The sequence below is a fragment of the Streptomyces vietnamensis genome (assembly GCF_000830005.1).
Taxonomy (GTDB): Bacteria; Actinomycetota; Actinomycetes; order Streptomycetales; family Streptomycetaceae; genus Streptomyces; species Streptomyces vietnamensis.
On the sequence record NZ_CP010407.1, the window covers coordinates 7648293 to 7674237 of the forward strand.

Sequence of the window (25945 nt, forward strand, 5' to 3'; positions counted from 1 at the left end):
GCACCCTCCCTTCTTCTCGCTTACGCGGCCTGGCTGCGCCGGACGACGCCCACGAGCACGTCCACCACCAGGAAGGCGAGGAGCGTGCACCCGAGGACGGGCAGGGCCCAGCCCAGGGCGGCGACGGCCGGGATGCCCGGGATCAGGAGCGGCAGGGGCAGGCGTCGCCAGGTGCCGCGCGCGGGGGCCTTGCCGAGGAGGGCGGAGCGGTCCTCGCGGGTCGGGCGGCGCTGCCACCACATGCGGTAGCCCCAGAAGGTGATCAGGATCAGGCCGATCGCGAGGGCGGCGAGCACGATCTGGTTGGCGAGGCCGAAGAGCACGCCCATGTGGCCCTGGACGCCGAGCTTCGTCAGCTTGGCGAGGAGCGGGTAATCCGCCCACCGGGTGTGCGCGGTGACCTCGCCCTTGGTGGTGTCCACGGCGACCTGGTCGTAGTGCACGGGCCAGACGTCGTCCTTCTGGGCCACGACCCAGGCGCTGGAGGTGTCGGCGGGAGGCGTGAGCGCGACGGTGCCGCCCAGGCCCGCCTTGCGGGCGACGGCGAGGGCCGCGTCGAAGGCGGCCGGATCGGGATCTGCGGAGTGCGCGCTCGCGCCGTGTCCGGCGTGCCCCGCGTGCTCGCCGCCTTCCTCCTCTGCCGGCGGCTGCGCGCCGGGCAGCAGGGTGTCGAGCTCGGGCGCGTGCCCCTTGGCGGCGTCGAGCAGTCGCTCGAAGCGCTCGCCGGAGTACTGGGACCAGGTCAGGCCGGTGGCGCTGAGGAAGAGCAGGCCGAGGGCCAGCCAGACGCCGGTCGCGGCATGGAAGCTGCGGGTCCGCCGAACGCCTCGGGCCGTACGGTCGGGGAGGAGGACGCCCTTCGTGGACTTCGCGCGCTGCCCTCGGCTGCGGCCCAGCCACAGGATCAGGCCGCCGGCGACGATCACCCACAGCCAGCTCGCGGCGACCTCGGAGTAGACGCGGCCGGTCTCACCCAGCTGGAGGTTCTTGTGGAGGTCGCCGAGCCAGGTGGTCAGCGGAGTCGAACCCCAGGAGGTGGTGAGTTCGCCCTTCACCTCGGCGGTGTACGGGTCGACGAAGACGGTGCGCTGCTTCTCGCCCAGCTCGGGTACGGACAGCACCACGCGGGTGGTGTCCTCCGGCTCGGCCGGCGTGATGACGGAGGCCAGGGTGCCCTCCGGGTGCGCGGCGCGTGCCGCGGCGATCTGCTCGGCCAGCGGGCGGGGGTGGTCGCCGACCCGCTCCACGTGCAGCCGGTCGCCGTAGGCGAGCTGGTCGAGCTGCGGCGCGAAGGCGTAGACGAGGCCGGTGAGCGCGGCGACGAGCAGGAAGGGGGCGACGAACACCCCGGCGTAGAAGTGGAGGCGGACCAGCAGGGCGCGTATGCCCTGCCAGGAGCGGCCGGCGGGCGCCGGCTCCGCGGCGGCGGTCGTTCTCTGTGGGTCCTGATCGATGGTTGAAGACATGCGTGTTCCCCAAGGGTGTACGCACGGCGCTTTGAGCGCGCGCGTACGACGAAGCCGATGGATGGTGATGGGAGCCGCCCGGAGGGCGGGTGTCGTGATCGCGTACGGGCGATCAGGCGGACGTCACCAACGGAGGGCCTCGCCGGGGGTGGCTGCGTGCGAGGAGTACGCCGACGTGGACATGGCCGTCGGTCGGCGGGACCGGCATCCGGCGTTCGGGCGGGACCGGAACCTGTCCGAGGGCGGAGAAGTCGAGGCGGGGCAGGACCAGTGCGGCCAGGTGCCGGAGGACCCGTTCCCCGTAGATGACACAGAGGGCGGTCCCCAGCGTCGCGAGAGCGTGAGCCGAGGTCATCGCGGCCGTCATGGAGTGCCCGGAGCCGGCGCCCGCGTGGGCCATCTCCGCCGGGTGCATGTGGGCGTGTGCGTCGCCGTGATGTCCGGGCACGGCGTGCTGACCGGCAGCGGCACCGGACGGGATCATCGACAGCTGGTGGAAGGCCAGGTGCAGGCCGAACTGCGACGCACCCAGGACAAGCGTGGTGACGTCGAAGCGCCGTCGCCGACCACCGAGGAGAACGGTGCCCAGCACGGTCAGCGCGGTGAACAGGAACAGGAGACCTCGAACCCCCGGCAGCGATCCCCCGGCCGCCACATGGCTGATCGCGCCCAGGCACATGCCGGCGGAAGCGCAGAGCAGACCCCTTGAGGTCCGTCTCGGCCAGCTGTCCCGTTCGTGCACGGGCACAAGGTATCCACCGCCCGGAGAGCAGTCCGATGCCCGTGTGTGGTACACGTATCTCCGGAGGCGAGCCGCCGGACACTGGCTGGGCGTCAGGAACCTTGCAGATCAAGGCGGTTGCCGGATGGTGATGGTCGGCGTCGAGCGCGTGGCCGGTGATCGGCCCCTTCCGGGTGGGCGGAATCACAGCGGGTCGAACCGGACGAACGCCTGACCGTGACCGTGGGCACGCCTTCCGCCTGAGGCGGGCGAACGCCGACGGCCCGCGTCGCGGAAGGGAACAGCGCGGGCCGTCGGCCGTCGCCGGGGTCAGCGGACCCGGCGCCGCCGTGTCGGGGGACGCCAGGCACGCAGCCGCAGACTGTTGCCCACCACCAGGACCGAACTCGCCGACATCGCGGCCGCCGCCACCATCGGGTTGAGCAGGCCGAGCATCGCCAGGGGCACGGTCACGACGTTGTAGCCGAACGCCCAGACGAGGTTGACGCGGATCGTGGCCAGGGTTCGTCGCGCGAGGCGTACGGCATCGGGCAGGGCCTCGATTCCCGTACGTACGAGGGTGACGTCCGCGGCACCGATGGCGGCGTCGGTGCCACTGCCGACCGCGATGCCCAGGTCCGCGCCGGCGAGCGCGGCGGCGTCGTTCACACCATCGCCCACGACCGCGACCCGGTGCCCCCGTTCCCGCAGGGTGCGCACGAGAGCGGCCTTCTCCTCGGGGGTGCAGCGGGCGTGGACCTCCTGGATGCCCAGGCCGGTGGCCGCGGCCAGGGCCGGCGCCTTCGCGTCTCCGGTGGCCAGGACGGGACGTACGCCGAGGCGGCGGAGCGCATCCACGGCTCGGTAGGTGCCGGGACGCACCGCGTCCCCGATCTCGACGAGAGCCACCGCCTCCCCGCCGACGCGAACGAGGACCGGCGTACGGGCGGCGGCCTCGGCCGTCGTCAGCGCGTCGGCGAGGACGGCCGGCAACTCGCCCGTCGGCGAGCCGACTTCGACCAGCCTGCCGTCGACGACACCGCGTGCTCCTCTGCCCGGCAGGGCGCGGAAGTCGACGACGCCGGGAAGTTCCGCATCGGCTTGATCCCGTGCGTGTGCGACGAGGGTCCGGCCCAGCGGATGCTCCGAACCTTGCTCCATGGCCCCCGCGTACCTCACGACGGCCGCCTCGTCGAGGCCACCGGCACCAGGGACAGCGGTGACGCGGGCGACCGTCATCCGGCCGGAGGTCAGCGTGCCGGTCTTGTCGAGCACCACGGTGTCGACGTGCCGCAGCCCTTCCAGCGCCTTCGGCCCGCCGACCAGGACGCCGAGCTGGGCTCCCCGCCCCGTCGCGGCCAGGAGAGCCGTCGGCGTGGCCAGGCCCAGCGCGCACGGACACGCCACGACCAGGACGGCCACGCAGGCCGTGACCGCCGACTGGGCATCCCGGCCCGTCCCCAGCCAGAAGCCGAGGGTGCCGACGGCCAGGGCGAGGACGACGGGGACGAAGACGCCGGCCACCCGGTCGGCCAGCCGCTGCTCACGGGCCTTGCCGGTCTGCGCCTCCTCCACCAGCCGCGCGATGCGGGCGAGGCGCGTGTCCGCACCGACCGCCGTGGCACGTACGAGCAACAGCCCCGCGACGTTGACCGAACCTCCTACCACCACGGACCCCGGTCCGACCTCGACCGGCTCGCTCTCCCCGGTCACCAGGGACAGGTCCACCGCCGAACCGCCCTCGACCACCTCGCCGTCGGTGGCGACGCGCTCGCCGGGCCGTACGAGGAACGTCTGGCCGACACGCAACCGCTCAAGGGGTACGAGGCGTTCGCCGCCACCCTTCTCGCGCACCGCCACGTCCTTGACGCTCAGCCCGGCGAGCGACCGCAGGGCCGCCCCCGTGCCCCGTCGGGCCCGCGCCTCGAGGAAGCGGCCCGCCCACACGAACAGCGGTACGCCGACGGTCGCTTCGAGGTAGACGTGCGCCATGCCGTCCCCGGCCACCGACGGGGCCAGGGTGAACGGCATCCGCATGCCGGGCTCCCCCGCCCCGCCGAGGAAGAGCGCGTACACCGACCAGCCGAAAGACGCGACCACGCCCAGCGACACCAGCGTGTCCATGGTCGACGTGGAGTGGCGCAGTCCGCGCAGCGCCCGGACGTGGAACGGCCACGCTCCCCACGCGGCCACCGGCACTGCCAGCGCGAAGCACAGCCACTGCCAGTTGCGGAACTGCAGGGCGGGAGCCATGGACAGGATCAGCACCGGCAGAGCGAGGACCGCCGTGATCACGAGCCGTCGGTGCTCCCCGCCCTCCCCGTCCTGGACGGGGGCGGGCCGTGGGTCGGAGGGAGGTTCGGGAAGCGTCGCCGAGTAGCCGGCCTTCTCGACCGTGGCGACCAGCTCCTCGACGGGGAGGCCGACGGGGTGGCTCACCCGTGCGCGGCCGGTCGCCAGGTTGACCGAGGCGGCGACTCCTTCCATTCGGGAGAGTCTCTTCTCGACCCGGTTGACGCACGCGGCGCAGGTCATGCCGCCGACCCGGAAGTACGTCGTCACCGAGGCCGTGGTCACCGGATCTGCGGGAGCCGGTCCGGGTGTCATGAGTGGCCTCCGTGGTGCACGTGCCCCGTGTCGGGCGTCGGGTTCGTCGCCGAAGGCGGGTCCGACGCGGGCCCGATCGGCCCCACCGCCGCTCCCAGCGCGTACGAGCCCATGAAGACCAGGGCCAGCAGGAGAAGGAATCCCCCCAGGACGACGGGAGGTGAGGCGAACCGCGCCGTCGCTCCCGCAGAGGACGGGGTTCCTCGTGGTTTGTCCATCGGTCGCCTCTCCAGAGGACGTCGTACGGCGCCGGAGGGATCGGGCCGTGTTTCCGGAGGAGTCGGACGGCCGCGCGGTTCGGTTCCCGGAGACGGGGAGGGGCCGAATCGCGGTGCCGCACCGCGATTCAGCCCCTGCCGTGCAGGTGGGGCGAACGGTCAGGCGAGCGCCGGTGCCCGCGTGAACCGTCTGCGGTTCGGCACGTCGTCGCGCGACGCAGGCACGGCCGCGGGAGTCGGCTCCTCCTCGCCCCGCAGCAGGGCGACCAGGGACGTCCGGGCCCGTGCGACCCGCGAGCGGACCGTGCCGACGGGACAGCCGATGGCCTCGGCGGCCTCGGCGTAGGGCAGGCCGAGCAGTTGGGTGAGGACGAAGGCGTTCTTCCGCTCGGTCGGGATCGTGGCCAGGAGTTCGGCGAGCGCGACGCCGTCCTCGAAGCCGGGAAGCCCGCGCGGCTGGGTGTGCTCGGCCTCTGCCTGCCAGTCGTCGCGGTCGGAGAGGCGCGGCCGTGCGGCCGCGTGCCGGAGGCTGTCGACGACCGTACGGCGGGCTATCGACAGGAGCCAGGTGCGGGCCGAGGAACGCCCCTCGAAACGGGGCAGTGCGGCGAGCGCGCGGAGGAACACCTCCTGGGTGAGGTCGTCGGCCGCCTGGCGATCGGCGCTGAGGTAGGTCACATAGCGCCGGACGTCGCGGTGCAGAGCACGTACGAAGAGGTCGGCCTTGGCCGGGTCGCCGTCGCGGGCGGCCAGTGCGAGCCGTGTCGTCGCCGCGTCGGTGTCCGCGTCCGGCGCGTGTGCCGAACGGGAGGTCCTCGGCGGACGCTGAAGGAGGGTGTCGTGGGCAGGAGTCATCGCCACAAGTCCTTACGAGGCAAAGGGAATCCGGCCGGGCGCGCGGATGAGGGCGGCGCCGTGCCGGTGACTGGTACGGCCTGCCGCGACCGAGCGGAAGCGGCACGACCGATGCCCGAGGGACGGAACTGAGCCGTCGAGCTCGGGGAGCCGGCTGTCAGAGGACAGCGAGTGCCTGCGGAGGACCTCGGGAGATGAGCGAATGGGCGAGGAGGAGCTGCCGGGGAGCTCGCTCGTCACCGGCCCGCACCGGCCGGAAGCGAGGCCGGTTCCGTGCGACGGGGACGAAGAACGCGAGCAGTGGACACAGCGGGCGGAAGAGCCGCAGGGACGCGGCACGCAGGAGGCGGAACGCCGCCTGCTCGCCGTACGCCATCCACAGCCCGCTCAGGAGCGCAGCCAGGAGGTGGGCCGACAGCATGCCGAAGGACGACGACATGTCTGTCATGTCGTGCTCCGCCGGAGCCCCGGAGATCATGCCGACGGACGGGGTCATGTCCACGTGGCCCATGGCCGCGTGCGACATGTGCGCGTGTGCCGCATGCGCGTCGCCCATCGGCATCGACATCGACATCGGCATCGACGGCACCGTCGTCGGCATCGACGTCGTCGGCTGGGACCAGGAGAACGCCGTGTGGAGCGCGCTCTGCACGACCACGCTTGCCGCGGTCACCGCGAGGAGGCCGCGCTCGCGGCTCGCGAGGACCCAGGTGACCGCCACGGTGGCGGCGAAGGCGAGGGAGAGCGTCCAGGCGGGCACACCCCGCCCCGACATCAGGATGTGGCCGGTGGCGGCGAGCAGCACACAGACGGCCGCGAACATCGCGGCCCGCACTCCTCGCGAACATCGGCCTGGTGTCATGGCGCGCCCATCCTTGCACCCCTCCCCGGAGGCATGAGGGCGGGTACGGCCTTGCCGGGCCCGCCCCCTCGACCTGTCGGGACATGAGTACGCGACTGTGACGCGCCCCACAAGGGCGCCTCGGGAACTCCCCGCACGGTCGCGACGACTCCTCCAGGGCGACGGCGCTCGGCCCGAGCGCCGGACGGGGGAGGGGACACGCGGTGAGGAGCGCGGGTACGGCGGCGGAGACACCTGCCGGTACCGGAGCGGGGACGGCCCACGGGCTGACCGCGCTCCTGACGACGGCCATGGCCTTCTCGATGATGCAGCTCTTCCTGCTCGGAGCGCTGGGCCCCCGTCTCGTCGACCGACTCGGTGTCTCGGAGACCGTGCTGGGCCTGACCACCACGGTGGGCTTCGGCACGGCGGCCGTCCTCTCGCCCCTCGGTGGCCGGATCGTCGACCGCGTCGGCCCCCGCCGGGCCCTCGTGACCCTGCTCGCCCTGTCGGCGGTGGCACTGGGCCTGATCGGTGCCGCGCCCGGCTCCGGCCTGCTGCTCGTGGCCGTCGCACTCGGCGGCCTGCCCCAGGCGCTCGCCAACCCGGCGACGAACAAGGCGATCCTGGCGTCCGTACCGGCGCCGAGGAGAGGTGCGGTCACCGGCGCCAAGCAGTCCGGTGTCCAGCTGGGGGCCTTCGTGGCCGGGCTGCCCCTCGCCGTGGTCGCGAGCGCGATCGGCTGGCGGGGTGCGGTCTGGGTGGCCGCCGGTGCGGCGCTCCTCGCCGCCCTGTGGGCCTGGCGCGCGCTGCCGGCCGACGCACCGCCGCCGAAGGGTGCCGCGAGCGGTCAGGCACCGTCCCGCCCCGGTGGTCCCGTACCCTGGCTGGCCGCCTTCTCGCTCTTCCTCGGCGCGGGCATCGCCTCCGTCAACACCTACCTCGCCCTGTTCGGCTCCCAACGCCTCGACATGGGGCCCACGGTGGCGGGCGCGCTGGTCGCCGTCCTCGGCGTCGCGGGGATCGCCGGCCGTGTCGGCTGGTCCCGGGCCGCCACCCCCGGCCGTGCCCCGTGGCTGCCGGGCCTGCTCGCGGGCGGAGCGGTGGGCGCGGCCGTGCTCCTGGCCGCCGCCGTCCGCGTCGACCTGCTGGTGTGGGTGGCCGCCGTGGCGGTCGGCGTGTTCGCCGTGTCCGGCAACGCCGTGTCGATGGTCCTGGTGATGCAGCGCTCCGCTCCGGGCCGCACCGGCCAGGACTCCGCTCTGGTCGCCGCCGGCTTCTTCGCCGGGTTCGCCGTGGGCCCGCCGCTGTTCGGGCTCCTGGCGGAGCGCGGGAGGTACGGGCAGGGCTGGGTCCTCGTCGCGGGGGAGTTCGCCGTCGCGGGGGCCGTCGCGCTCGCCTGGGCGGTACGGGACCGCCCTACGCGTGCGGACGGTCCGCGATGACCGCGATGGGCTGGGCGGAGGAAGCTCTCGACCTGGTGCTTCGCCGCGCGGGGGAGACCTCGGAGCAGGTGGGTGACCGCTTTCCCCTGTACGCCGACCCGGCCGACGGCCGTTGGACGACCACAGGACGAGGATCGTGGACGGGGGGCTTCTGGGCGGGACTTCTGTGGCTCAGGGCCGGCCACACCGGGAGCGACGAGGACCGCACGGCTGCCGCGACCGTCACCGCACGGCTCGCCCCTTGGGCCGAAGCGGACACCGCGACCCGCGGCCTCATCCTCTGGTACGGCACGGCCCTGGCCGCAGGGGACGCGGCGGCTGGGGCCCTGCAGCGGCGCGCGGCGAAGGCCGCTGTAGGCGCCTTCGACCCGCAACTCGGTCTCGTCCCATGGGGTGCGGCCCTCGGCGGCGCACGGATGCGGGCCCGTACGGACGGCGTCCCCGGTCTCGTACCCCTGCTGGCCTCGGCCGGACCCGAGGGGCAGGTGGCGGCCGCAGCTCACCTGCACCGCCACCTGGACCTGTGCCTGCCCCGCGAGGGCACCGGGCGGCCCCGCCCGGCATGGCGCCGGGACGAGGCGAACGGCTGGCTGGCCGAAGCGGATCCCGCTCGCGGCTGGACTCGGGGCGAGGCGTGGCTCCTCCTGGCCGTCGCGGACGCCCTGCTGCTCGCGGAGGCCCCGTCCTGGCGCACGGATCGGCTGACCCGGGCGGCCGAACTCCTCCTCGCCGACTGCGCGATGCTCGTCGGCCCCCTGGTTCCCCCGACGGACGCCCATCATGCGGACGGCCCGCTCGACACCTCCGCCGCCGCCGTCACAGCGGTCGCCCTCCAGAAGCTCACGCTCGTCTCCGGAGCCGGGTGGTCGACAGCGTGCGCGTCCCGCGCGGAGGCCGTCCTGCACCGGCTCGCGCACGACCACCTCACCCGGCCGGGCGGGACCCGACCGGCGGGCATGCTCCTCGACGGCTGCTACGACGCGCACAGCGGCACGGCCGTCCGCCACGAACTCGTCTGGGGCGACTTCTTCCTGGCCCTCGGCCTGGCCGCCCGCCTTGGCCGCGTCGACCTCAGACGGGTGTGACGGCAGGGCCGCCCTGACGGCTCCGCAGGACGCGCCGGGCCACGGCGGACACGTGCTGCTCGTCCGGCCCGTCGAGGATCCGGGCCGTCCGCCCGGTACGGAACAGCGCCGGCAGGGGCGTGTCCGGGCCGAGTCCGGCCGCGCCGAAGACCTGGACGGCCCGGTCCGCGACCGCCTGGAGCGTGCGGGCAGCCGCCGTCTTCGCCAGGCCGACCTCCACATGGGCGTCGCGTCCGTCAGCGACCAGCGCCATCGCCTCGTACACGAGCGGCCGCGCCGTCCTCAGCGCCAACAAGGATTCGAAAACGTGCTGTTGGACGAGCTGGCGGTCCGCGAGCGGTCCCCGTGCGCCCCGACATGCCACGGCGCGGTCACAGAGCAGGTCGAAGGCCCGCTGGGCCTGACCGAGCCACCGCAACGCCCGCAGTGTCCGCCCCAGTTGGAGACGTTCGCCGGCGACGGCCAGAGCCTGCCCGGTGTCGCCGACGAGGTGTTCCTCGTCGACCTCGACACCGTCGAACTCGATCTCGTACTGCCCGGTCGCGCCCAGGATCGGCAGCTCGCGCACGACCCGGAACCCGGGGGAGCCGGTCGGCACGAGGAGCAGGGACAGCCCGGTGCGGTCTCCGGTCCGTCCGCTGGTGCGGGCGAGCACGGTCACGAGGTCGGCGTCGCCCGCGTTCGACACGAACCACTTCCGGCCGGTGACGCGCCAGCCGCCGCCGGGCCGTCGCTCCGCCCGGGTCGCCGTGAGTGCGGGTTCGGTCCCGGGCGTGTCCGGCTCCGTCATCGCGTAGCAGGTACGGAGGTCGCCGGAGACCAGGCGCGGCAGGTACTCCGCGCCCACCCGTGCGGAGCCGTGCCGGGACAGCATGGTCACGTCGAGGAGGGACGCCGATCCGAGGGCCGCGGGGCCGTGGTCACTGGCACCCTCGGCCTCGGCGATCGCCGCGTACGCACTCAAGGCCAGCCCGCCGCCGCCCAGTTCGGCCGGCAACGGGAGCGCCCACAGGCCGGACTCGCGGGCCTCCACGCGCAGCTGCTCTCGAAGGTCCCTGGCGGTCGGACCACCGGCGTCCAGATCCGACTCGGAGGGGAAGACGCGGTCACGGACGAACGCGGAGACCTTCTTTCGCAGCAGGTCGACATCCGTTACGTCATGATCCGTCACTGTTTCCTCCATCTCGGGAACTCGACAGAACGCGTGTCCGACTGCCTGCCCGTGGAAGTGGTCGGGCGTACCGGCTCCCCAGTTCCCGTGACCGTGAAAGCCCCCGTGCGACGGCCATCACCGCCGCGCCAGGAGAGGAGAGCCATGGCGTCATCAGCGACCGCCCACACCGTGGTCCGCCGTCCGCTCGACACAGACCGTCCGCTCGACGCACTGCGCTGCGACATCGGCGGCCCCGAGGCCCTGACCCGCGTCGTCTCCGACCATCTGAGGCGGCTCGGGGCGACGGTGCGCGGCGACGGCCCGGGGGACATCGCACTCGGCGGCGGCGGGTTCGGGCCCGTCACGGCCCGTACCGCCTGGGGACCGGCCGGCTCCGGGATCGAGGACGAGGCGACCGCCCAGGCCGCCACCGGAGTGATGGCCGTCCACGGCCGCCGCCACGGGGCCCCGCGCGGCCTCGGTGTCGACTGTCTGGCCACCGCCACCGGCGTGCTCACCGTCCAGGGTCTGCTCGCCGGGCTCATCGGGCAGGCCCGGGGCAGCTCGCCGACTCGCGCGCGTACGACGACGGCCGACCGAGCCGGGCTGCTCACCGTGTCCCAGTACCTCGCCGCCGCCGGTGCCGACGAGTCGGAAGCCGTCGAACCGGCTCCGGGCGGGCCGCCGTTCACTTCGGCCGACGGCGTCCTGTTCGAGCTGGAGACGCTCGACCCGGGGGCCTGGGCGGAGTACTGGCGCGCCCTGGAGGCTCCCGCCGACGCGATACGAGCGGGCTGGCGGCCCTTCCAGTTCCGGTACGCCACCGCCTGCGCACCCTTCCCCGTCGACCTGCACGAGGTGACCGGGCGGCACACGTGGGCGCGGATCCGGCAGGCCGCCGCGCTGTCGGGAACCGAGGTCTGCCGCCTGCGCACGCTCGCCGAGCGCGCCGCCGAGGACGACGGCGCCGACCCGTGGACCCTGCGCGCGCTGGGCCCGGGCCACCCTGCGACGGGCACGGCGGCCACAGCGGACCGGCCCCTGGCCGGCCTGACCGTCCTTGAGGCGGGCCGCCGGATCCAAGCACCCCTCGCGGCGCACCTGCTGGGTCTGCTCGGCGCCCGCGTGATCCGGGTCGAGCCGCCGGGCGGCGACCCGCTCCGGGGCATGCCGCCCGCCTGCGACGGGATCTCCGCCCGCTGGCTCGCGCTCAACCGGGGCAAGGAGGCCGTCGAGATCGACATCAAGGCGCCCGGTGACCGGAGCCGGCTGCGCGAACTCGTGGCCGACGCCGACGTGTTCGTCCACAACTGGGCCCCGGGCAAGGCCGCCGCACTCGAACTCGACGCCGAGCACCTGACCGCCGTGAACCCGTCCCTCGTCTACGCCTACACCGGCGGCTGGGCGGACCGGCTCGACGGCGCCCCCATGGGCACCGACTTCATGGTGCAGGCCCGCACGGGCGTCGGGGAGGCCGTCCATGCGGCCGGAGAACCGCCCGTACCGTCCCTGATGACGCTCCTCGACGTCCTGGGCGGCCTGCACGGCACCGAGGCCGTCCTCGCCGGCCTGCTCCTGCGCGAGCGCACGGGCCACGGCGTACGGGTCGACTCCTCGCTGCTCGGCGCGGCCGACACCCTCCTCGCCCCCGCCCTGCGACAGGCCGCCACCGGCACCGATCCCCGACGCCCCGCCGGATTCCGGCACCCGCTCCGTACCTCCGACGGCTGGATCGCCCCCAGCGACACCAGCGCGCCCGCCGCCGCGGCGCACGACGTCACGGGCATGTGCACCGAGGACGCCCTGGACCGGCTGCGCGGCCACGGCCTGACGGCCACCGCCGTCACCACGGACCTGTCCGCACTCCACCACGACCCGCGCCTGTCCGGCTCGATCAGCCGGGACGCGCACGGTGCCCCCGCCGTTCCCGACCCCTGGAGCCACGCGTGACCGTCACCCTGACCGACCTGCTGCCCGTCGAACTCCGCCGCTCCTGGGTGGTGGACGGCACCTGCCCGGACCTCGACCTCTACAGCCTCTACCGGGCGAGACAGATCGCCGACCTGCACCGCACCGCCGTGATCGACGCCAAGGGCAAGCTCTGCTACACGGCGCTCGACCGCAAGGTCCGATGTCTGGCCGAGGGCCTGCGCGGGCTCGGCATCGGCGCAGGGGACGTCGTCGCCGTACAACTCCCCAACAACCGCAACGCCGTCATCGCGGATCTCGCCCTCGCCGCACTGGGCGCCATCGCCCTCCCCTTCCCCGTCGGGCGCGGCGCCGTGGAAGCCGAGTGCCTCCTGCGCCGCGCGGAGGCGGTGGCGGTCATCGCCGCGATCGAACACCGCGGCCAGAACCACGCCGCCGACCTCCAGACCCTCGCCCCGGCGCTGCCCGCCCTGCGCCACGTGATCGCCGCGGGACGCGGCACCGCCCCTGAAGGAACGATTCCGCTGGCCCGGCTGCTGCGGACCGACCCCACCGGCTTCGTCCCGGCCCGCCCCGACCCCGACAGCGCCGCGCGCATCCTCGTCTCCTCCGGCTCGGAGGCGGAGCCGAAGATGATCGCCTACTCCCACAACGCCCTGGCCGGCGGGCGCGGCAACTTCCTCGCCTCCCTCATGCCCGACGGCACACCGCCCCGCTGCCTCTTCCTCGTCCCGCTCGGCTCGGCCTTCGGCTCGAACGGCACGGCCGTCACCCTCGCCCGGCACGGCGGCACCCTCGTCCTGCTCGACCACTTCACGCCCGAGGCGGCGCTGGCCGCCGTACGGGAACACGAGCCCACCCACATCCTCGGCGTGCCCACCATGATCCGGATGATGCTGGAGGTCCTGGAGAAGACGGACGGTCCGCTGCCCACCCCCACCGCGCTCGTCCTGGGCGGCGCACCCCTCGACGAAGCCACCGCTTCAGCCGCGGCCGAGGCGTTCGGCTGCCCGGTCGTCAACCTCTACGGATCGGCGGACGGCGTCAACTGCCATACGGGACTGGGGCATTCCATACCGCCCACCGACCGCTCCGGCGTCGTCGCGGGCCGCCCCGACCCCCGGGTCGCCGAGATCCGCATCGCCGACCCCGACACGCACGAGCAGCTGCCCGACGGACGGATCGGGGAGATCGTCTCGCGCGGACCGATGACCCCGCTCCGCTACGTGGCCTCCCCCGACCTCGACGCCCGCTACCGCACTCCGGAGGGCTGGGTCCGGACGGGCGACCTCGGCTTCCTCGACGACGAGGGCGTCCTCCACGTCGTCGGCCGTCTCAAGGACATCGTCATACGCGGCGGCGCCAACATCAGCCCCGCCGAGGTGGAGCGCGAGCTCGTGGCCCATCCGCAGGTGCGGGACGTCGTCTGCGTCGGAGTGCCCGACCCGCTGATGGGGGAGCGGCTCGCCGCCTGCCTGGTGGGCAAGGGCTCCACGGTCCCGACGCTGACGGAACTCGGCGTGTACCTGGCCGGGCGCGGACTCGACCGGCACAAGCACCCCGAGCACCTGCTCGTGCTGCCCGAACTACCGCTCACCGCCGCCGGAAAGCCCGATCGCGCCGCGCTGCGGCGCCGGATCGTCGAGCGGGGAACCGCCCTCGTCGAGGCGTGACGCCATGGGGGAGGGGGAGGGCCGCCGCCGGCGGCCCTCCCCCTCCCCCATGTGGCTGTTCGGGCTCAGCCCATGGCCTTCTTCAACGCGGCCGCCGCATTGCGGTACACCGCCAGGAGATCCAGGTCCTCGCCCGGGTAGTTGACGATCTCGACCTGCTTGGCGCCCGAATCGGGCAGGACCGTGCCCGTCGACATGTGGGCGTTGTCGAGGACGAACGCGGGCTTCTTCGCCGAGAGCGAGGCGAGCCGGGCGGGTGTGACCGGCTCGGGGCCGTACGTGCCGACCGTCGTGGCGCCCGTGAGTCCGGCCGCCCAGGTGCTGAAGACCTGGGCGACGACCGCCGGGCTCTTCCCGCCCGGCCAGGCGGCCTTGAGCTCGCCGTTCAGCTTCGTGACCTCGCCGTCGAGACGGGTCTTCCACTGGGCGGCGGCTTCCTTCGTTCCGAACAGGCCGCCCAGGCGGGTCACTTCGGCGCCGGCCTTCGTCGGGTCGTTGTCGAGGTTCACCTCGACCAGCTTCGCCTTGGAGCCGGCCGCCTCCTTGATCTTCGGAGCGTACGGCTCGAACGGCGCGTACAGCACGAAGTCCGCGTTCGCGATCGCTGCCAGGTCCGAGGGCTTCGGGTCGTAGTCGGGGGCGTGGTGGACGGACTGCGGCACGATCACCGTGACGTCCTCGGCACCGGCGGCCTTGGCGAAGGCGCCCTCCCAGGTGGTCGTCGCGACGACCACCGGCTTGTGGTCCTTGTGGTCGGTGGTGGCGGAGGACGAGGTGTCCTCGCCCCCGCACCCGGTGAGCAGCGGCAGGACCGCGCTCAGTGCGACGAGGGAAGCGATGCGGGTGGTGCGGACGCGGGTGCGCGCCATGAGCTGTTTCTCCGTTCGGGGATGAGATGCGCGGCGAGGACCACGGTCCCCGCCGTCAGGACGAGGACCGGGCCCGGAGGCCAGTCCAGCCAAAGGGCCAGGAGGAAACCCGTCGCGTCGACGGCGACACCGATGCCGACCGCCCACAGGGTGATCGACCACAGCGAGCGGCCGAGGCGGCGGGCGGCCAGCGCCGGCAGCAGGGTCAGGGCGTCGACGAGGAGTGCGCCGGTCAGCTTGATGGCCCCGGCGACCGCGACGGCGACGAGTACGAGAAGCGCGGTGGTGAGGAAACGTACGGGCACGCCCGAGCACTGGGCGAGCTCCCGGTCGTACAACAGCAGCGCCACCTCACGGCGCCGCCACCAGAACAACGCCGGCACGACCACGGCGAGTGCGCCGAGCACCACGAGGTCGGCCGTGCCGACCGAGAGGATCGACCCCCAGAGGAGAGCGAAGGCGCCCGAGGCGTTGACGCCGGAGACGGCGAGGAGGAGGAGCGCGGCGGCGATGGCCAGGCTCATCAGCAAGCCCATCGCCCCCGAAAGGCCGGCCGGGGTCCGGGCCAGCGGGGCGACTGCCGCCCCCGACAGGGCGCAGGCCACGAGGGCACACAGCATCGGATCGAGCCCGGTGAGAAGGCCGACGGCGATGCCCAGCAGTGCCACGTGCATCATCGCGAACCGCACCGGCATGATGTCGAGCCCGACGATGACGACCCCGATCACGGGCAGTCCGACGGCCGCCAGGAGCAGGGCCACCCCTGCCCGCTGGACGGGCACGAGCTGGAGCATGGCACCGAGATCACCGGCCGCGAGCGCGTTCACCGCACCTCCCGCAACCGGCCGGCGGCCATCTCCAGGACCCGGTCGCACCGTTCCGCCAGCGCCCGGTCATGGGTCACGACCACGAGCGTGACCGGCAGCGCGGTCAGCACGTCGGCCGCCTCCACCTGCCCTTCGAAGTCGAGGGCGGCTGTCGGCTCGTCGGCGAGGAGCACCTGAGCGCCCGCCGCGACACAACCGATCGCCCGCGCCAGATACATCCGCTGCAACTGGCCACCGGACAAGGTGCCCACGGGCCTCGCGGCCAGGGCACCGACCCCGAGACGTTCCGCGGCATCCGCAGCCTCGCCCGGCGCCCCACTGCTCTCCAGGAGCTCGTCCCCGCGCAGCGGGAACCGTCCGGCGGCCGGCTTCTGCGGGATCCAGGCGCACGACCGGCGCCGCCACGCCCACTCGGCGGCCGAGCGCGCCCCGCGTCCGCCGACCTCGATGCTGCCGCTCACCTGCCGGTGCAGCCCGAGGACCGCACGCAGCAGCGTCGTCTTCCCGGACCCGTTCGTCCCGGTCAGCGCGACCCGTTCACCGGCGGCGATCTCCAGATCCACCCCCACCACGGCTTCGTTGCGGCCGTGCCGGCAGGCGACTCCGCGCATGCGTATGTCCAGTCCGCCCATCCTCTGCCTCTCGCCGCTGCCGTGCTGGTGCGGTGAAGGAGTCGTACGGGAAAGACGCCGAGTTCCCGCGCCACGGCGGGAACTCCAGGCCGACGTGGGCCGACGTCCTCTCTGATCGCCACTCCAGGACAGGAGCACCACATGAACCGCAGGCAGTTACTCCGCGCCACCACCGCCCTCGGCGCCACGGGCGCCCTCGCGGGCACGGCCGCCGTCCCCGCGTCCGGCGCCGAGCCGACCGGACCCACCGGACCGCTGCGCGTCCAGGTCGTGATGTTCGACGGCGTCGAGGAACTCGACTTCGCCGCCCCGTACGAGGTCTTCTCCGCCGCCGGGTTCTTCACCCCGCGCCCGGTCGAGGTCCGCTACGTCTCGGCCACCGGCGCCCGCACGGTCACCGCGGCCTACGGCACGACCGTCCGGGGCCTTCGCCCCTGGGCCCCCGACGAGGCGGACCTGCTCGTCGTCCCGGGCGGCGGCTACGCCCGTCGCGACAGCCCCGGCGTCTGGGCCGAGATCGACCGCGGCACCCTGCCGCACGCCCTCGCCTCCGCCGTGCGCTCCGGCCTCACCATCAGCGCCCTCTGCACCGGCGTCATGCTCCTCTCCGCCGTCGGCCTCACCAAGGGCCGCCCCTGCACCACCCACCACAAGGCCAGGCCCGACCTCCAGCAGCAGGGCGGCCTGCTGAAGAACGCCCGCGTCGTCGACGACGGCGACCTCGTCACCGCCGGAGGCGTCACCTCCGGCCTCGACCTCGCCCTCTGGCTCACCCGCCGCGAACTCGGCCCGGACACGGCGAACAGCCTGGAGACCATGCTCGAGTACGAGGCACGGGGCACGGTGTGGACGTCGGCGCAGGCCGGCTGAGACGCTTCGGCCGCGTCACGGACGACACCGCTGAGGAAGGCGTTGACGTTGCAGGGGGGACGGGATGCCCCGGGATCTGCGGACGAGCCCGGGCACCGGGCCTGCCATGTCGGCACGGGCCGGACCGTCCGCCCGAGGCGCAGGCTTTGGCCGTACGCCTTCGTCGAGGCTAGGGTGTGCCGCCGTACTCGGCGGATCGCTCCCCTGGAGAAGGTGGGAATGGGGCTCAAGGACGCAGACCACGCGGATCTGGTCGTCGCGGCGCAGGCCGGTGACGATCGGGCGCGCGAGGAGCTGATCGCCGCGTACCTGCCGTTGCTGTACAACATCGTCGGGCGAGCGCTGAGCGGGCACGCCGACGTCGACGACGTCGTCCAGGAAACTCTGCTGCGTGTGGTGCGCGACCTGCCCGCCCTGCGTGCCCCGGAGAGCTTCCGGTCCTGGCTGGTGTCGATCACGCTCCGCCAGATCAACACCCACTGGCACCGGCAGCACGCCCTCGCCGACCGGACCACGGTCATCGACGAGGCACACCGGATACCGGACGCCGGCGCCGAGCCCGTGGACGTGACGATCCTGCGGCTGCACGTGTCGGACGAGCGGCGCCGGGTCGTCGAAGCCGGCCGGTGGCTCGACCCGGACCACCGGGTGCTGCTGTCGCTGTGGTGGCAGGAGTGCGCAGGCCTGCTCAGCCGGGAGGACATGGCCGCCGCGACGGGGCTCACGGTCGCGCACGTCGGAGTGCGCCTGCAACGCATGCGCGAGCAGCTGGAACTGTGCCGGACGATCGTCGCCGCGCTGGAGGCCGATCCGCGCTGTCCGCAGCTGGACGGGACGGTCGTCGGCTGGGACGGTCACCATGCGTCGGTGTGGCGCAAGCGGATCGCGCGGCACACACGTGACTGCCCGGTCTGCGGGACGACGTCGGCAGAACGGGTTCCGGCCGAACTGCTGCCCCTCAGCCTCACGACGCTGGCCGTCCCGGCCGCACTGATCGCCGCACTGGTCGCCAAGGGCCTGCTGTCGGGTACGGCAGCGAGCGCCGCCGGGCTGGCCGCGGCCCCCGTCGCCGTCGGCACGGCGACGGCGACGGCGACGGGGGGAAGCGGCCTGCACGGCGCTCTGATCGGCAAACTCCAGACGGTGACCGCTCATCCGCTGCTGAGCCTCGCGACCGGCGCGGTGCTCATCGCCGGGACCGCCACCTACGCGACCTGGCCCGAACCGGCGCCTCGAGTGCCCGGCGCCACCGCCACCGCCACCGCCGCTCCCACGGTCGGCACTCCCGCGCCCCTTCCCTCGCGCACCACCGCCTCGGCCGGACCGGCGTCGGTGAGTCCGTCCCCGGCGAGTCCGTCGTCGGCGACTCCGTCCCCGGTGAGCCCGGCCTCGGTCGGCCCGTCCGCCGTCGCGGGCACCGTTCCGCTGGGCGCGCAGTCGCTGGAGTCCGCGGACAGTCCCGGCCTGTTCGTCACGTACACGGGCGATTTCGCGGGGCTCGGCAGCGTCGCCGCGTCCAGCGGCGCGCAGGCACGTCAGCGGGTCACCTTCACGGTCGTCGGGGGACTGGCCGACACGCGGTGCGTCACCTTCCGCGCCGCGGACGGCCGGTATCTCCGCCACCAGTACCTGCGGCTGCGGCTGAGCACCGACGACGGCAGCGCACTGTTCCGTGAAGACGCCACCTTCTGTCCCCGTCCCGGTGCGGTCGCCGGGTCCGTGACCCTGCACGCGCACAACTATCCGGGATCGGTCCTCCGCCACCGCGACGGCGGCATCTGGCTCGACGGCTCCGACGGCACGCGGGCCTTCGCCGGCCAGGCTTCCTTCATCGTGCGCAGCCCCGGGGCCTGAGCACCGCTCCTTTGCCGCAGAGCAGTGCGGCGCCCCTCTTCCACGGGCGCGACCAGGCCACTGCGTCCGGCATAACGCTTTCTGCCTGCGAGATGCCTCACTGGGCAATCCTGCGGACGGCGCGACTTTTCTGTTACGAGCCCGCGAGCTCGGAAGCCTCCACTTCAGGGGTGTCCTTCCCGCCGCCCGTCACGACGTGCCGGCGCGGCAGGGTCCCGACCTCCCCACTGACGTATCCCCTGAAGAAAGCCCCTCACATGACGCGACACACCCACGAACCCAGGGCGAAGGGCCTCCACCGGCTCCGCCGGCGGCGCCGGACATGGGCGATAGGACTGTCGGCCACGGCGCTGGTGGCCGGCGGCGTCGTGACGCTCCTCCCCAGCTCCGCCGGAGCCGCGGGCCTGGGCACCCAGGCCGCCCCCTCGGGCAGGTACTTCGGTACGGCCGTGGCCGCCGGCAGGCTCGGCGACTCCGCGTACACCGCGATCGCGGACCGGGAGTTCAACATGGTCACCCCGGAGAACGAGATGAAGTGGGACGCCGTCGAACCGTCCCGCGGCAATTTCAACTTCGGCCCCGCGGACCGGATCGTCGATCGTGCCCTGGCGCACGGCCAGCGCCTGCGCGGCCACACCACCGTCTGGCACTCGCAGCTCCCCTCCTGGGTCCGCTCCATCCGCGACGCGAGCACACTGCGCGGCGTGATGAACCACCACATCACCACCGAGTTGACCCACTACAAGGGCAGGATCTACGCCTGGGACGTGGTCAACGAGGCGTTCGCCGACGGCGGCAGCGGCGGGCTCCGCGACTCCGTCTTCCAGCAGGTGCTGGGCAACGGCTTCATCGAGGAGGCGTTCCGCACCGCCCGAGCGGCCGATTCCTCGGCCAAGCTCTGCTACAACGACTACAACATCGAGAACTGGTCGGACGCCAAGACCCAGGGCGTCTACCGCATGGTCAAGGACTTCAAGTCCCGCGGCGTGCCCATCGACTGCGTCGGGTTCCAGAGCCACTTCGGGGCGGGCGGCCCGCCGGCGAGCTTCAAGACCACCCTGGCCGGCTTCGCCGCCCTGGGCGTCGACGTCCAGATCACCGAGCTGGACATCGCCCAGGCATCACCCGTCCACTACGCGAACGCGGTCGGCACCTGCCTGTCCGTGGCCCGGTGCACCGGCATCACGGTGTGGGGCGTCCGTGACAGCGACTCCTGGCGCAGCGGTGAGAGCCCGCTGTTGTTCGACAGCGGTGGCAAGCCCAAGCCCGCGTACACCGCCGTCATGGACGCTCTCCATTCCGGCTCCGGTACCACCCCGGGCAAGCCGACCGACGGTACGGGGGAGATCAAGGGCGTCGCCTCCGGCCGCTGCGTCGGCACCCCCGACTCCGCCACCGCCAACGGCACCCGGGTACACCTGTGGGACTGCGGCGGACAGGCCGACCAGCGCTGGGCCCACACCGCCGCCAAGCAGCTGAAGGTGCACGGCGACAAGTGCCTGGACGCCAAGAACAAGGGCACCGCCAACGGCACCCCGGTGATCGTCTGGGACTGCAACGGCGGCGCCAACCAGCAGTGGAACATCAACACCGACGGCTCGATCACCGGCGTCCAGTCCGGGCTGTGCCTCGACGCCGTCGGCGCCGCCACCGCGAACGGCACCACGATCCAGCTGTACGCCTGCGCGTCCGTCAACAACCAGAAGTGGACCTGGACCGCCCCGTCCGGGACGGGCAGCGGCACGTGTGATCTCCCGACGACGTACAAGTGGAGCTCGACGGGTCCCCTCGCGCAGCCGTCGAACGGATGGGCCGCGGTGAAGGACTTCACCCACGTGATGCTGGGCGGCAAGCACCTCGTCTACGCGTCGAGCGCGTCGGGAACCTCGTACGGCTCGATGGCGTTCCGCCCCTTCACGAACTGGTCCGACATGGCGTCGGCCGGCCAGACGAAGATGAGCCAGAACGCGGTGGCGCCCACCCTGTTCTACTTCGCACCCAAGAAGATCTGGGTCCTGGCGTACCAGTGGGGTGCCTCGCCCTTCAGCTACCGCACGTCCAGCGACCCCACCGACCCCAACGGCTGGTCCGCGCCGCAGCCGCTGTTCACCGGCAGCATCCCCCGCACCGAATCCGGCACCGGACCGATCGACCAGACCCTGATCGCCGACGAGAAGAACATGTACCTGTTCTTCGCCGGCGACAACGGCAAGATCTACCGGGCGAGCATGCCGATCGGGAACTTCCCCGGCAGCTTCGGCTCGTCGTACACGACGGTCATGAGCGACACGGCGAAGAACCTCTTCGAGGCGCCGCAGGTCTACAAGGTGCAGGGCCGGAACCAGTACCTCATGATCGTCGAGGCCCGGGGTGCCAACGAGCGGCGCTACTTCCGCTCGTTCACCGCCACCAGCCTGAGCGGTGCGTGGACCCCGCAGGCCGGCAGCGAAAGCAGCCCCTTCGCGGGCAAGGCCAACAGCGGCGCCACCTGGACCGACGACATCAGCCACGGTGACCTGATCCGCACCAACCCCGACCAGACCATGACCATCGACCCCTGCAACCTGCAGTTCCTCTACCAGGGCAAGTCCCCCACCGCGGACGGCCCCTACGACCGACTGCCGTACCGGCCGGGCGTCCTCACCCTGCAGCGCTGACCTGCCCGATCCACGGTTGCACAAGGAGCAAACCCCCCATGAACAACCCCACCAACGCCGGGCGCCGCGGACGTCACCGCCGTCGCAGGACCGCCACCGTCCTGCTGCTCGGTGTGCCCGCCACCGTCGTGCCGTACCTCCTGTTCGTGCAGGACGACTCGCAGGCCGCGACGGTCGACGACAGTGCCTACTACAAACTGGTCTCGGTGCGCAGCGGCAAGGTGCTGGACGTCAACGCCTTCTCCACCGCCGACGGCACCCGCATCCAGCAGTGGACCGATCAGAACACGGCCAACCAGCAGTGGCGGCTGCGGTCCACCGGCGACGGCTACTACGAGCTGGTGAACCGCAACAGCGGCAAAGTGCTCGGCATAGCGGGCGATTCGACCGCACAGGCGGCTGCCGCCGAGCAGCAGACCGACAGCTCCTCCACCTCCCAGGAGTGGCGGCTCGACGGGGTGAGCGGTTCCGACGCCGTCACCTTCACCTCCCGCAGGAGCGGCCAGGTCCTGGACGTCTCCGGAGGCTCCACGGCCGACGGCGCGGCGGTCATCCAGTACGGCGGCCATGGCAGCACCAACCAGCAGTGGAAGCTGGTGAAGACGGCCGAGGCCCCGGCCACCGGGACCGGACCGTACGCGTGGAAGAACGCCCAGGTGGTGGGCGGCGGTTACGTCACCGGGCTGGTGTTCAACCCCCGGGAGAGGGGGCTGCTGTACGCGCGCACCGACATGGGCGGCGCCTACCGTTGGGACAGTGCGGCCGAGCAGTGGATCCCGCTGACCGACTGGCTCGGCGAGAAGGACTGGAACCTGCTGGGCATCGACGCGCTGGCCACCGACCCCGTGGACCCGAACCGCCTCTACCTCGCGGCGGGCACCTACACCAACGACTGGGCCGGCAACGGCGCGATCCTGCGCTCCACCGACCGGGGCCGCACCTTCCAGCGCACCGAACTCCCCTTCAAGCTGGGCGGCAACGAGGACGGCCGCGGGGCCGGTGAGCGGCTGGTGATCGACCCCTCGGACAACCGCACCCTGCTCCTCGGCACCCGCAAGAACGGCCTGTGGCGCAGCACGGACAGCGGTGCGACATGGCGGCAGGTCTCCTCGTTCCCCGTCAAGGACGGGGCGAGCAGCGGCGCGGGCATCTCCTTCGTGACGTACGGCCCGGCCGGCAGCAACACGGTCTACGTCGGCGTCGCCGACAGGTCCACCTCCCTGTACCGCTCCACCGACGGCGGCACCACCTGGCAGGCCGTCCCCGGACAGCCCACCGGCCAGTTCCCGCAGCACGGCGTGCTCTCCGGAGACGGCTCGCTGTACCTGACGTACACCAACGCCCTCGGACCCAACGGCGTGACGGCGGGCTCGGTCTGGAAGTACGCACCGGCCGGCGGGACGTGGAAGAACGTCTCCCCGTCCCAGGGCGGCTACGGCTTCTCCGGCCTTGCCGTCGACCCGCGCCGGCCGTCCACGGTGATGGTCACCACCCTCGACCGCTGGTGGCCCGAGGACGAGATCTACCGCACCACCGACGGCGGCACGACCTGGAAGGCACTGGCGGACAAGTCGGTGCGGAACGCCTCCGCCGCCCCGTACGTCGGCACCCACACCGGGCACTGGATGACCGCCCTGGCCATCGACCCCTTCGACTCCGGGCACGTGCTGTACGGCACCGGCAACGGCATCTGGCGCAGCAAGGACGCCAACGCCACCGACAGCGGCGGCACCAGCCACTGGGCCGCCGGGGCGCGGGGCCTCGAGGAGACCGCGCTGATGGACGCGATCGCCCCGCCCGGCGGCGCCGCCGTCGTCACCGCCATGGGCGACCAGGGCGGTTTCCGGCACGACGACCTGAACAAGGTCCCGGCCGGGCGGCTGGACAACCCCATGATGGCCAACAGCACCGACATCGACTTCGCCCAGTCGAACCCCGGGGTGATGGTCCGCGTCGGCCACGGCGGCGCGCAGGACGGCGCCTACTCCACCGACGGCGGCAGCACCTGGAACGGCTTCAAGGCGGAGCCGGTGGCCGGCGCCCAGGACGGGCATGTCGCGCTCGCGGCGGACGGCTCCACGATCGTCTGGACCCAGGCCGGTCAGGTCCCGTACCGGTCGACCGACAAGGGTGCGAGCTGGTCGAGGGTCGGCGGACTGGGCACCGACGCCGTCGTCGTCGCCGACCGCTCCTCGGCCAGGACCTTCTACTCCCTGTCCGGCGGCACGCTCTACGCCAGCACCGACGGCGGAGCGACCTTCAGCCCGCGTGCCGGCAACCTGCCCTCCGGCCGTCTCACCGCCGTCCCCGGCGTCGCCGGGGACCTGTGGATCGCCGGCGGCGGCCAGGGGCTGCTGCACTCCACCGACGGCGGCCGCACCTTCACCGCGCTCACCACGGTGAAGTCCGCCTCCGCCCTCGGCTTCGGCAAGGCCGCGCCCGGTGCCTCCTACCAGGCCCTCTACCTGATCGGCACCGTCAAGGACGTCACCGGAGTCTTCCGCTCCACGGACAAGGGCGCCACCTGGGTCCGCGTCAACGACGACGCCCACCAGTGGGGCAGCATCGGTGGCGTCGGCGTCATCACCGGAGACCCGGACACCTACGGCCGCGTCTACGTCGGCACCAACGGCCGCGGCCTCCAGTACGGCGACCCGTCCTGACCCCGACACCGGATGCACTTATGTTCGACGCGTGAGCTGACGCGCGATCACTGACGGACTGCCGCCCTCCTGGCCGATGGGACATCTCGGTCGGAGGGCGGCTTTCCGCTGTAGAGCGGCCCGTGGGCGGCGGTTGCGGAGCGGGGCCTGGGTCTTGTGCGGGCGTCAGCCCCGCCGGACCGCCCCCAGCTGGGCCCGGTGCAGGTCCGGGGCGGTGAAGCGCTGCGCCACCGTGCGCAGGACGCGGGCCATCGCCTGGGCCGGTGGGGTGGCGGGGCGTGCCGCGGCGCGTGCGAGAAGGATGCGGCGGGTGGGGGCCGGGACGTCGGAGGCGAACGGCAGGAGGCGTACGTCACTGCGTCGGCTGGTGAGGGCCAGACGGGGTGCGAGCGCGATGCCGAGACCGGCGGCGACCATGGCCTGCGCCTCCTGGTAGTCGTGCGACGAGTAGGCGAGGCGCGGCTCGAATCCCGCCTGGCGGCAGCTTCGGCGCAGGACGTCGGCGACGGGATGGTTGTCGGCGCGGATGATCCACTCCTGGTCGGCGAGATCGCCGAGGCGCACGGAGGGACGTGTGCGCAGGGCCGAGTCGGCGGGGACGACCAGCACCGTGGGGTCGTCAAGCAGGTGAGTGACGGCAAGCGCCGGATCGTCGAGGCGGTTCCATCCGTAGTCCCAGAGCAGCCCCTGCTCCACCTCCCCGGTGTGCAGCATCTCCCTGAGCTCCGCGAGGACTCCGGCGCGTACCTCGATGCGGATGCCGGCGTGGCGCCGTCGGAAACGCGTCAGCGCCAGCGGCAGCAGGGACGCGCTCGCCGTGGGGAAGGAACCGAGCCGCAGGGTGCCCTGGTCGAGGGCGGTGAAGGAGTCCAGGTCGGCCTGGGCGGCACGGAGTTCCCGGCGGATGGCCTGACCGCGTTCGGCCAGCGCGGCACCCGCCGGGGTGGGCCGGATACCGCTCGGCAGCCTCTCGATCAGGGGCTGGCCTGCCTCCCGCTCAAGGAGGGACATCTGCTGGGAGGCGGCGGAGGTGGTCATGCCGAGGGCTTCCGCCGGCTGCTGGTCGCCGCGTACGGCGCCACCGACCCCGTGGAGCTGGACGGGGTCGGCGGGGCGACCCCCACCACCTCGAAAGCGGCCGTGGTCAGCGCCTCACCCCGGCCCGGCGTCGACGTCGACTACCTGTTCGCCCAAGTCGGCATCGGGACGGGCTCGGTGGAGTGGACGAGCAACTGCGGCAACTGCGCCACCGGCGTCGCCCCATCGCCGTACCGCTGCTGCTCTCCAGCCACCTCAGCGGTGCCGGACTGATCGCCGCGCTCGCCGTCTCCACGACGATCCTCGACACCTCTCCCTTCTCGACCAACGGAGCACTCGTCCTCAGCAACGCCCGTGGGGTGGACTCCCGCCGCTTCTACCGCCAGGTCATCGGCTACACGGGCGGAATCGTCGCCCTCGGCCCCGTCGTCGCCTGGGGCGCCCTGGTCCTGCCCTGGTCATAGCGCGAGGACCGACGACGGACGGCGGAGGGCGCCGAGCCGGACCATGGACGGCGCCCTCCGTGCTGATTCCGTGTGCAG

19 protein-coding genes and 1 pseudogene are annotated in these 25945 nt (G+C 73.0%); 10 read left to right on the top strand and 10 right to left on the bottom strand.

The window, feature by feature from the left end; all coding sequences use genetic code 11:
- Window positions 1-20: 20 nt before the first annotated feature.
- The 5 genes from SVTN_RS34195 to SVTN_RS34215 all read right to left on the bottom strand — a co-directional run bounded on the left by SVTN_RS34195 (window position 21) and on the right by SVTN_RS34215 (window position 6690).
- Complete coding sequence (locus SVTN_RS34195) at window positions 21-1466, bottom strand: PepSY-associated TM helix domain-containing protein (protein ID WP_041132565.1); 1446 nt, start codon at window positions 1464-1466, stop codon at window positions 21-23.
- A 112-nt stretch (window positions 1467-1578) separates the two neighbouring features.
- Entirely contained in the window at window positions 1579-2208 is a 630-nt protein-coding gene (locus tag SVTN_RS34200) for a hypothetical protein (protein WP_245727743.1), read from the bottom strand.
- Window positions 2209-2517: 309 nt separating this feature from the next.
- Entirely contained in the window at window positions 2518-4794 is a 2277-nt protein-coding gene (locus SVTN_RS34205; RefSeq protein WP_052499451.1) for a heavy metal translocating P-type ATPase, read from the bottom strand.
- Between the two features lie 377 nt (window positions 4795-5171).
- Window positions 5172-5867, bottom strand: a complete 696-nt coding sequence (locus tag SVTN_RS34210) for a sigma-70 family RNA polymerase sigma factor (protein ID WP_052499452.1) — start codon at window positions 5865-5867, stop codon at window positions 5172-5174.
- A gap of 157 nt (window positions 5868-6024) precedes the next feature.
- The gene (locus SVTN_RS34215; RefSeq protein ID WP_245727745.1) at window positions 6025-6690 is read right to left on the bottom strand and encodes a hypothetical protein; all 666 of its coding nucleotides are present in this window, start codon (window positions 6688-6690) and stop codon (window positions 6025-6027) included.
- A gap of 242 nt (window positions 6691-6932) precedes the next feature.
- Between SVTN_RS34215 and SVTN_RS34220 the strand changes: the two genes are divergently transcribed.
- Together SVTN_RS34220 and SVTN_RS34225 are read left to right on the top strand one after the other, a co-directional pair.
- A complete protein-coding gene (locus SVTN_RS34220) occupies window positions 6933-8153 on the top strand; it encodes an MFS transporter (protein WP_041132570.1) in 1221 nt (406 codons plus the stop codon).
- On the top strand, window positions 8150-9238 hold the full coding sequence (locus tag SVTN_RS34225; protein ID WP_078908616.1) for a sugar ABC transporter permease: 1089 nt from the start codon (window positions 8150-8152) through the stop codon (window positions 9236-9238). Before SVTN_RS34220 ends, SVTN_RS34225 begins: the two co-directional genes overlap by 4 nt.
- Here the strand turns inward: SVTN_RS34225 and SVTN_RS34230 are convergent.
- On the bottom strand, window positions 9225-10409 hold the full coding sequence (locus tag SVTN_RS34230; protein ID WP_041132571.1) for an acyl-CoA dehydrogenase family protein: 1185 nt from the start codon (window positions 10407-10409) through the stop codon (window positions 9225-9227). The genes SVTN_RS34225 and SVTN_RS34230 overlap by 14 nt on opposite strands.
- 144 nt (window positions 10410-10553) lie before the next feature.
- Between SVTN_RS34230 and SVTN_RS34235 the strand changes: the two genes are divergently transcribed.
- The gene (locus SVTN_RS34235; RefSeq protein WP_041132572.1) at window positions 10554-12341 is read left to right on the top strand and encodes a CoA transferase; all 1788 of its coding nucleotides are present in this window, start codon (window positions 10554-10556) and stop codon (window positions 12339-12341) included.
- Entirely contained in the window at window positions 12338-13993 is a 1656-nt protein-coding gene (locus tag SVTN_RS34240; RefSeq protein WP_041132573.1) for a class I adenylate-forming enzyme family protein, read from the top strand. Before SVTN_RS34235 ends, SVTN_RS34240 begins: the two co-directional genes overlap by 4 nt.
- 65 nt (window positions 13994-14058) lie before the next feature.
- Here SVTN_RS34240 and SVTN_RS34245 read toward each other — a convergent pair whose 3' ends face one another.
- The 3 genes from SVTN_RS34245 to SVTN_RS34255 are packed head-to-tail and all read right to left on the bottom strand — an operon-like array spanning window position 14059 to window position 16321.
- On the bottom strand, window positions 14059-14862 hold the full coding sequence (locus tag SVTN_RS34245; RefSeq protein ID WP_041132574.1) for a metal ABC transporter solute-binding protein, Zn/Mn family: 804 nt from the start codon (window positions 14860-14862) through the stop codon (window positions 14059-14061).
- Window positions 14811-15689, bottom strand: coding sequence for a metal ABC transporter permease (locus SVTN_RS34250; protein WP_041132575.1), 879 nt, complete (start codon window positions 15687-15689; stop codon window positions 14811-14813). Before SVTN_RS34250 ends, SVTN_RS34245 begins: the two co-directional genes overlap by 52 nt.
- On the bottom strand, window positions 15686-16321 hold the full coding sequence (locus tag SVTN_RS34255; protein ID WP_041132576.1) for a metal ABC transporter ATP-binding protein: 636 nt from the start codon (window positions 16319-16321) through the stop codon (window positions 15686-15688). Before SVTN_RS34255 ends, SVTN_RS34250 begins: the two co-directional genes overlap by 4 nt.
- A 141-nt stretch (window positions 16322-16462) precedes the next feature.
- Between SVTN_RS34255 and SVTN_RS34260 the strand changes: the two genes are divergently transcribed.
- The 4 genes from SVTN_RS34260 to SVTN_RS34275 all read left to right on the top strand — a co-directional run bounded on the left by SVTN_RS34260 (window position 16463) and on the right by SVTN_RS34275 (window position 24365).
- Complete coding sequence (locus tag SVTN_RS34260; protein ID WP_041132577.1) at window positions 16463-17191, top strand: DJ-1/PfpI family protein; 729 nt, start codon at window positions 16463-16465, stop codon at window positions 17189-17191.
- Between the two features lie 219 nt (window positions 17192-17410).
- Entirely contained in the window at window positions 17411-19045 is a 1635-nt protein-coding gene (locus tag SVTN_RS34265; RefSeq protein WP_041132578.1) for a sigma-70 family RNA polymerase sigma factor, read from the top strand.
- A gap of 257 nt (window positions 19046-19302) precedes the next feature.
- Window positions 19303-21702 carry a non-reducing end alpha-L-arabinofuranosidase family hydrolase gene (locus tag SVTN_RS34270; RefSeq protein WP_041132579.1) on the top strand — a complete coding sequence of 800 codons (2400 nt, stop codon included), beginning with the start codon at window positions 19303-19305 and terminating at the stop codon, window positions 21700-21702.
- Window positions 21703-21740: 38 nt separating this feature from the next.
- The gene (locus tag SVTN_RS34275) at window positions 21741-24365 is read left to right on the top strand and encodes an RICIN domain-containing protein (protein ID WP_041132580.1); all 2625 of its coding nucleotides are present in this window, start codon (window positions 21741-21743) and stop codon (window positions 24363-24365) included.
- A 165-nt stretch (window positions 24366-24530) separates the two neighbouring features.
- Here the strand turns inward: SVTN_RS34275 and SVTN_RS34280 are convergent, their stop codons facing one another.
- Window positions 24531-25403, bottom strand: coding sequence for a LysR family transcriptional regulator (locus SVTN_RS34280; protein WP_245727747.1), 873 nt, complete (start codon window positions 25401-25403; stop codon window positions 24531-24533).
- Window positions 25404-25421: 18 nt separating this feature from the next.
- Here SVTN_RS34280 and SVTN_RS42675 point away from each other — a divergent pair.
- Together SVTN_RS42675 and SVTN_RS34285 are read left to right on the top strand one after the other, a co-directional pair.
- Window positions 25422-25625, top strand: a pseudogene (locus tag SVTN_RS42675) (PrpF domain-containing protein); the annotation flags it as partial.
- A complete protein-coding gene (locus SVTN_RS34285) occupies window positions 25586-25867 on the top strand; it encodes a hypothetical protein (RefSeq protein ID WP_041132581.1) in 282 nt (93 codons plus the stop codon). The pseudogene SVTN_RS42675 and the gene SVTN_RS34285, both read left to right, overlap by 40 nt.
- Window positions 25868-25945 lie beyond the last annotated feature (78 nt).

Bases quoted from the DNA above. Each gene is read 5' to 3' on its own strand.
- SVTN_RS34275 (WP_041132580.1), top strand. From the start codon at position 21,741: ATGAACAACCCCACCAACGCCGGGCGCCGCGGACGTCACCGCCGTCGC.
- SVTN_RS34255 (WP_041132576.1), bottom strand. From the start codon at position 16,321: ATGGGCGGACTGGACATACGCATGCGCGGAGTCGCCTGCCGGCACGGC.
- SVTN_RS34205 (WP_052499451.1), bottom strand. From the start codon at position 4,794: ATGACACCCGGACCGGCTCCCGCAGATCCGGTGACCACGGCCTCGGTG.
- SVTN_RS34270 (WP_041132579.1), top strand. From the start codon at position 19,303: ATGACGCGACACACCCACGAACCCAGGGCGAAGGGCCTCCACCGGCTC.
- SVTN_RS34195 (WP_041132565.1), bottom strand. From the start codon at position 1,466: ATGTCTTCAACCATCGATCAGGACCCACAGAGAACGACCGCCGCCGCG.
- SVTN_RS34215 (WP_245727745.1), bottom strand. From the start codon at position 6,690: ATGTTCGCGGCCGTCTGTGTGCTGCTCGCCGCCACCGGCCACATCCTG.
- SVTN_RS34260 (WP_041132577.1), top strand. From the start codon at position 16,463: ATGAACCGCAGGCAGTTACTCCGCGCCACCACCGCCCTCGGCGCCACG.
- SVTN_RS34225 (WP_078908616.1), top strand. From the start codon at position 8,150: ATGACCGCGATGGGCTGGGCGGAGGAAGCTCTCGACCTGGTGCTTCGC.
- SVTN_RS34280 (WP_245727747.1), bottom strand. From the start codon at position 25,403: ATGACCACCTCCGCCGCCTCCCAGCAGATGTCCCTCCTTGAGCGGGAG.
- SVTN_RS34235 (WP_041132572.1), top strand. From the start codon at position 10,554: ATGGCGTCATCAGCGACCGCCCACACCGTGGTCCGCCGTCCGCTCGAC.
- SVTN_RS34265 (WP_041132578.1), top strand. From the start codon at position 17,411: ATGGGGCTCAAGGACGCAGACCACGCGGATCTGGTCGTCGCGGCGCAG.
- SVTN_RS34245 (WP_041132574.1), bottom strand. From the start codon at position 14,862: ATGGCGCGCACCCGCGTCCGCACCACCCGCATCGCTTCCCTCGTCGCA.
- SVTN_RS34210 (WP_052499452.1), bottom strand. From the start codon at position 5,867: ATGACTCCTGCCCACGACACCCTCCTTCAGCGTCCGCCGAGGACCTCC.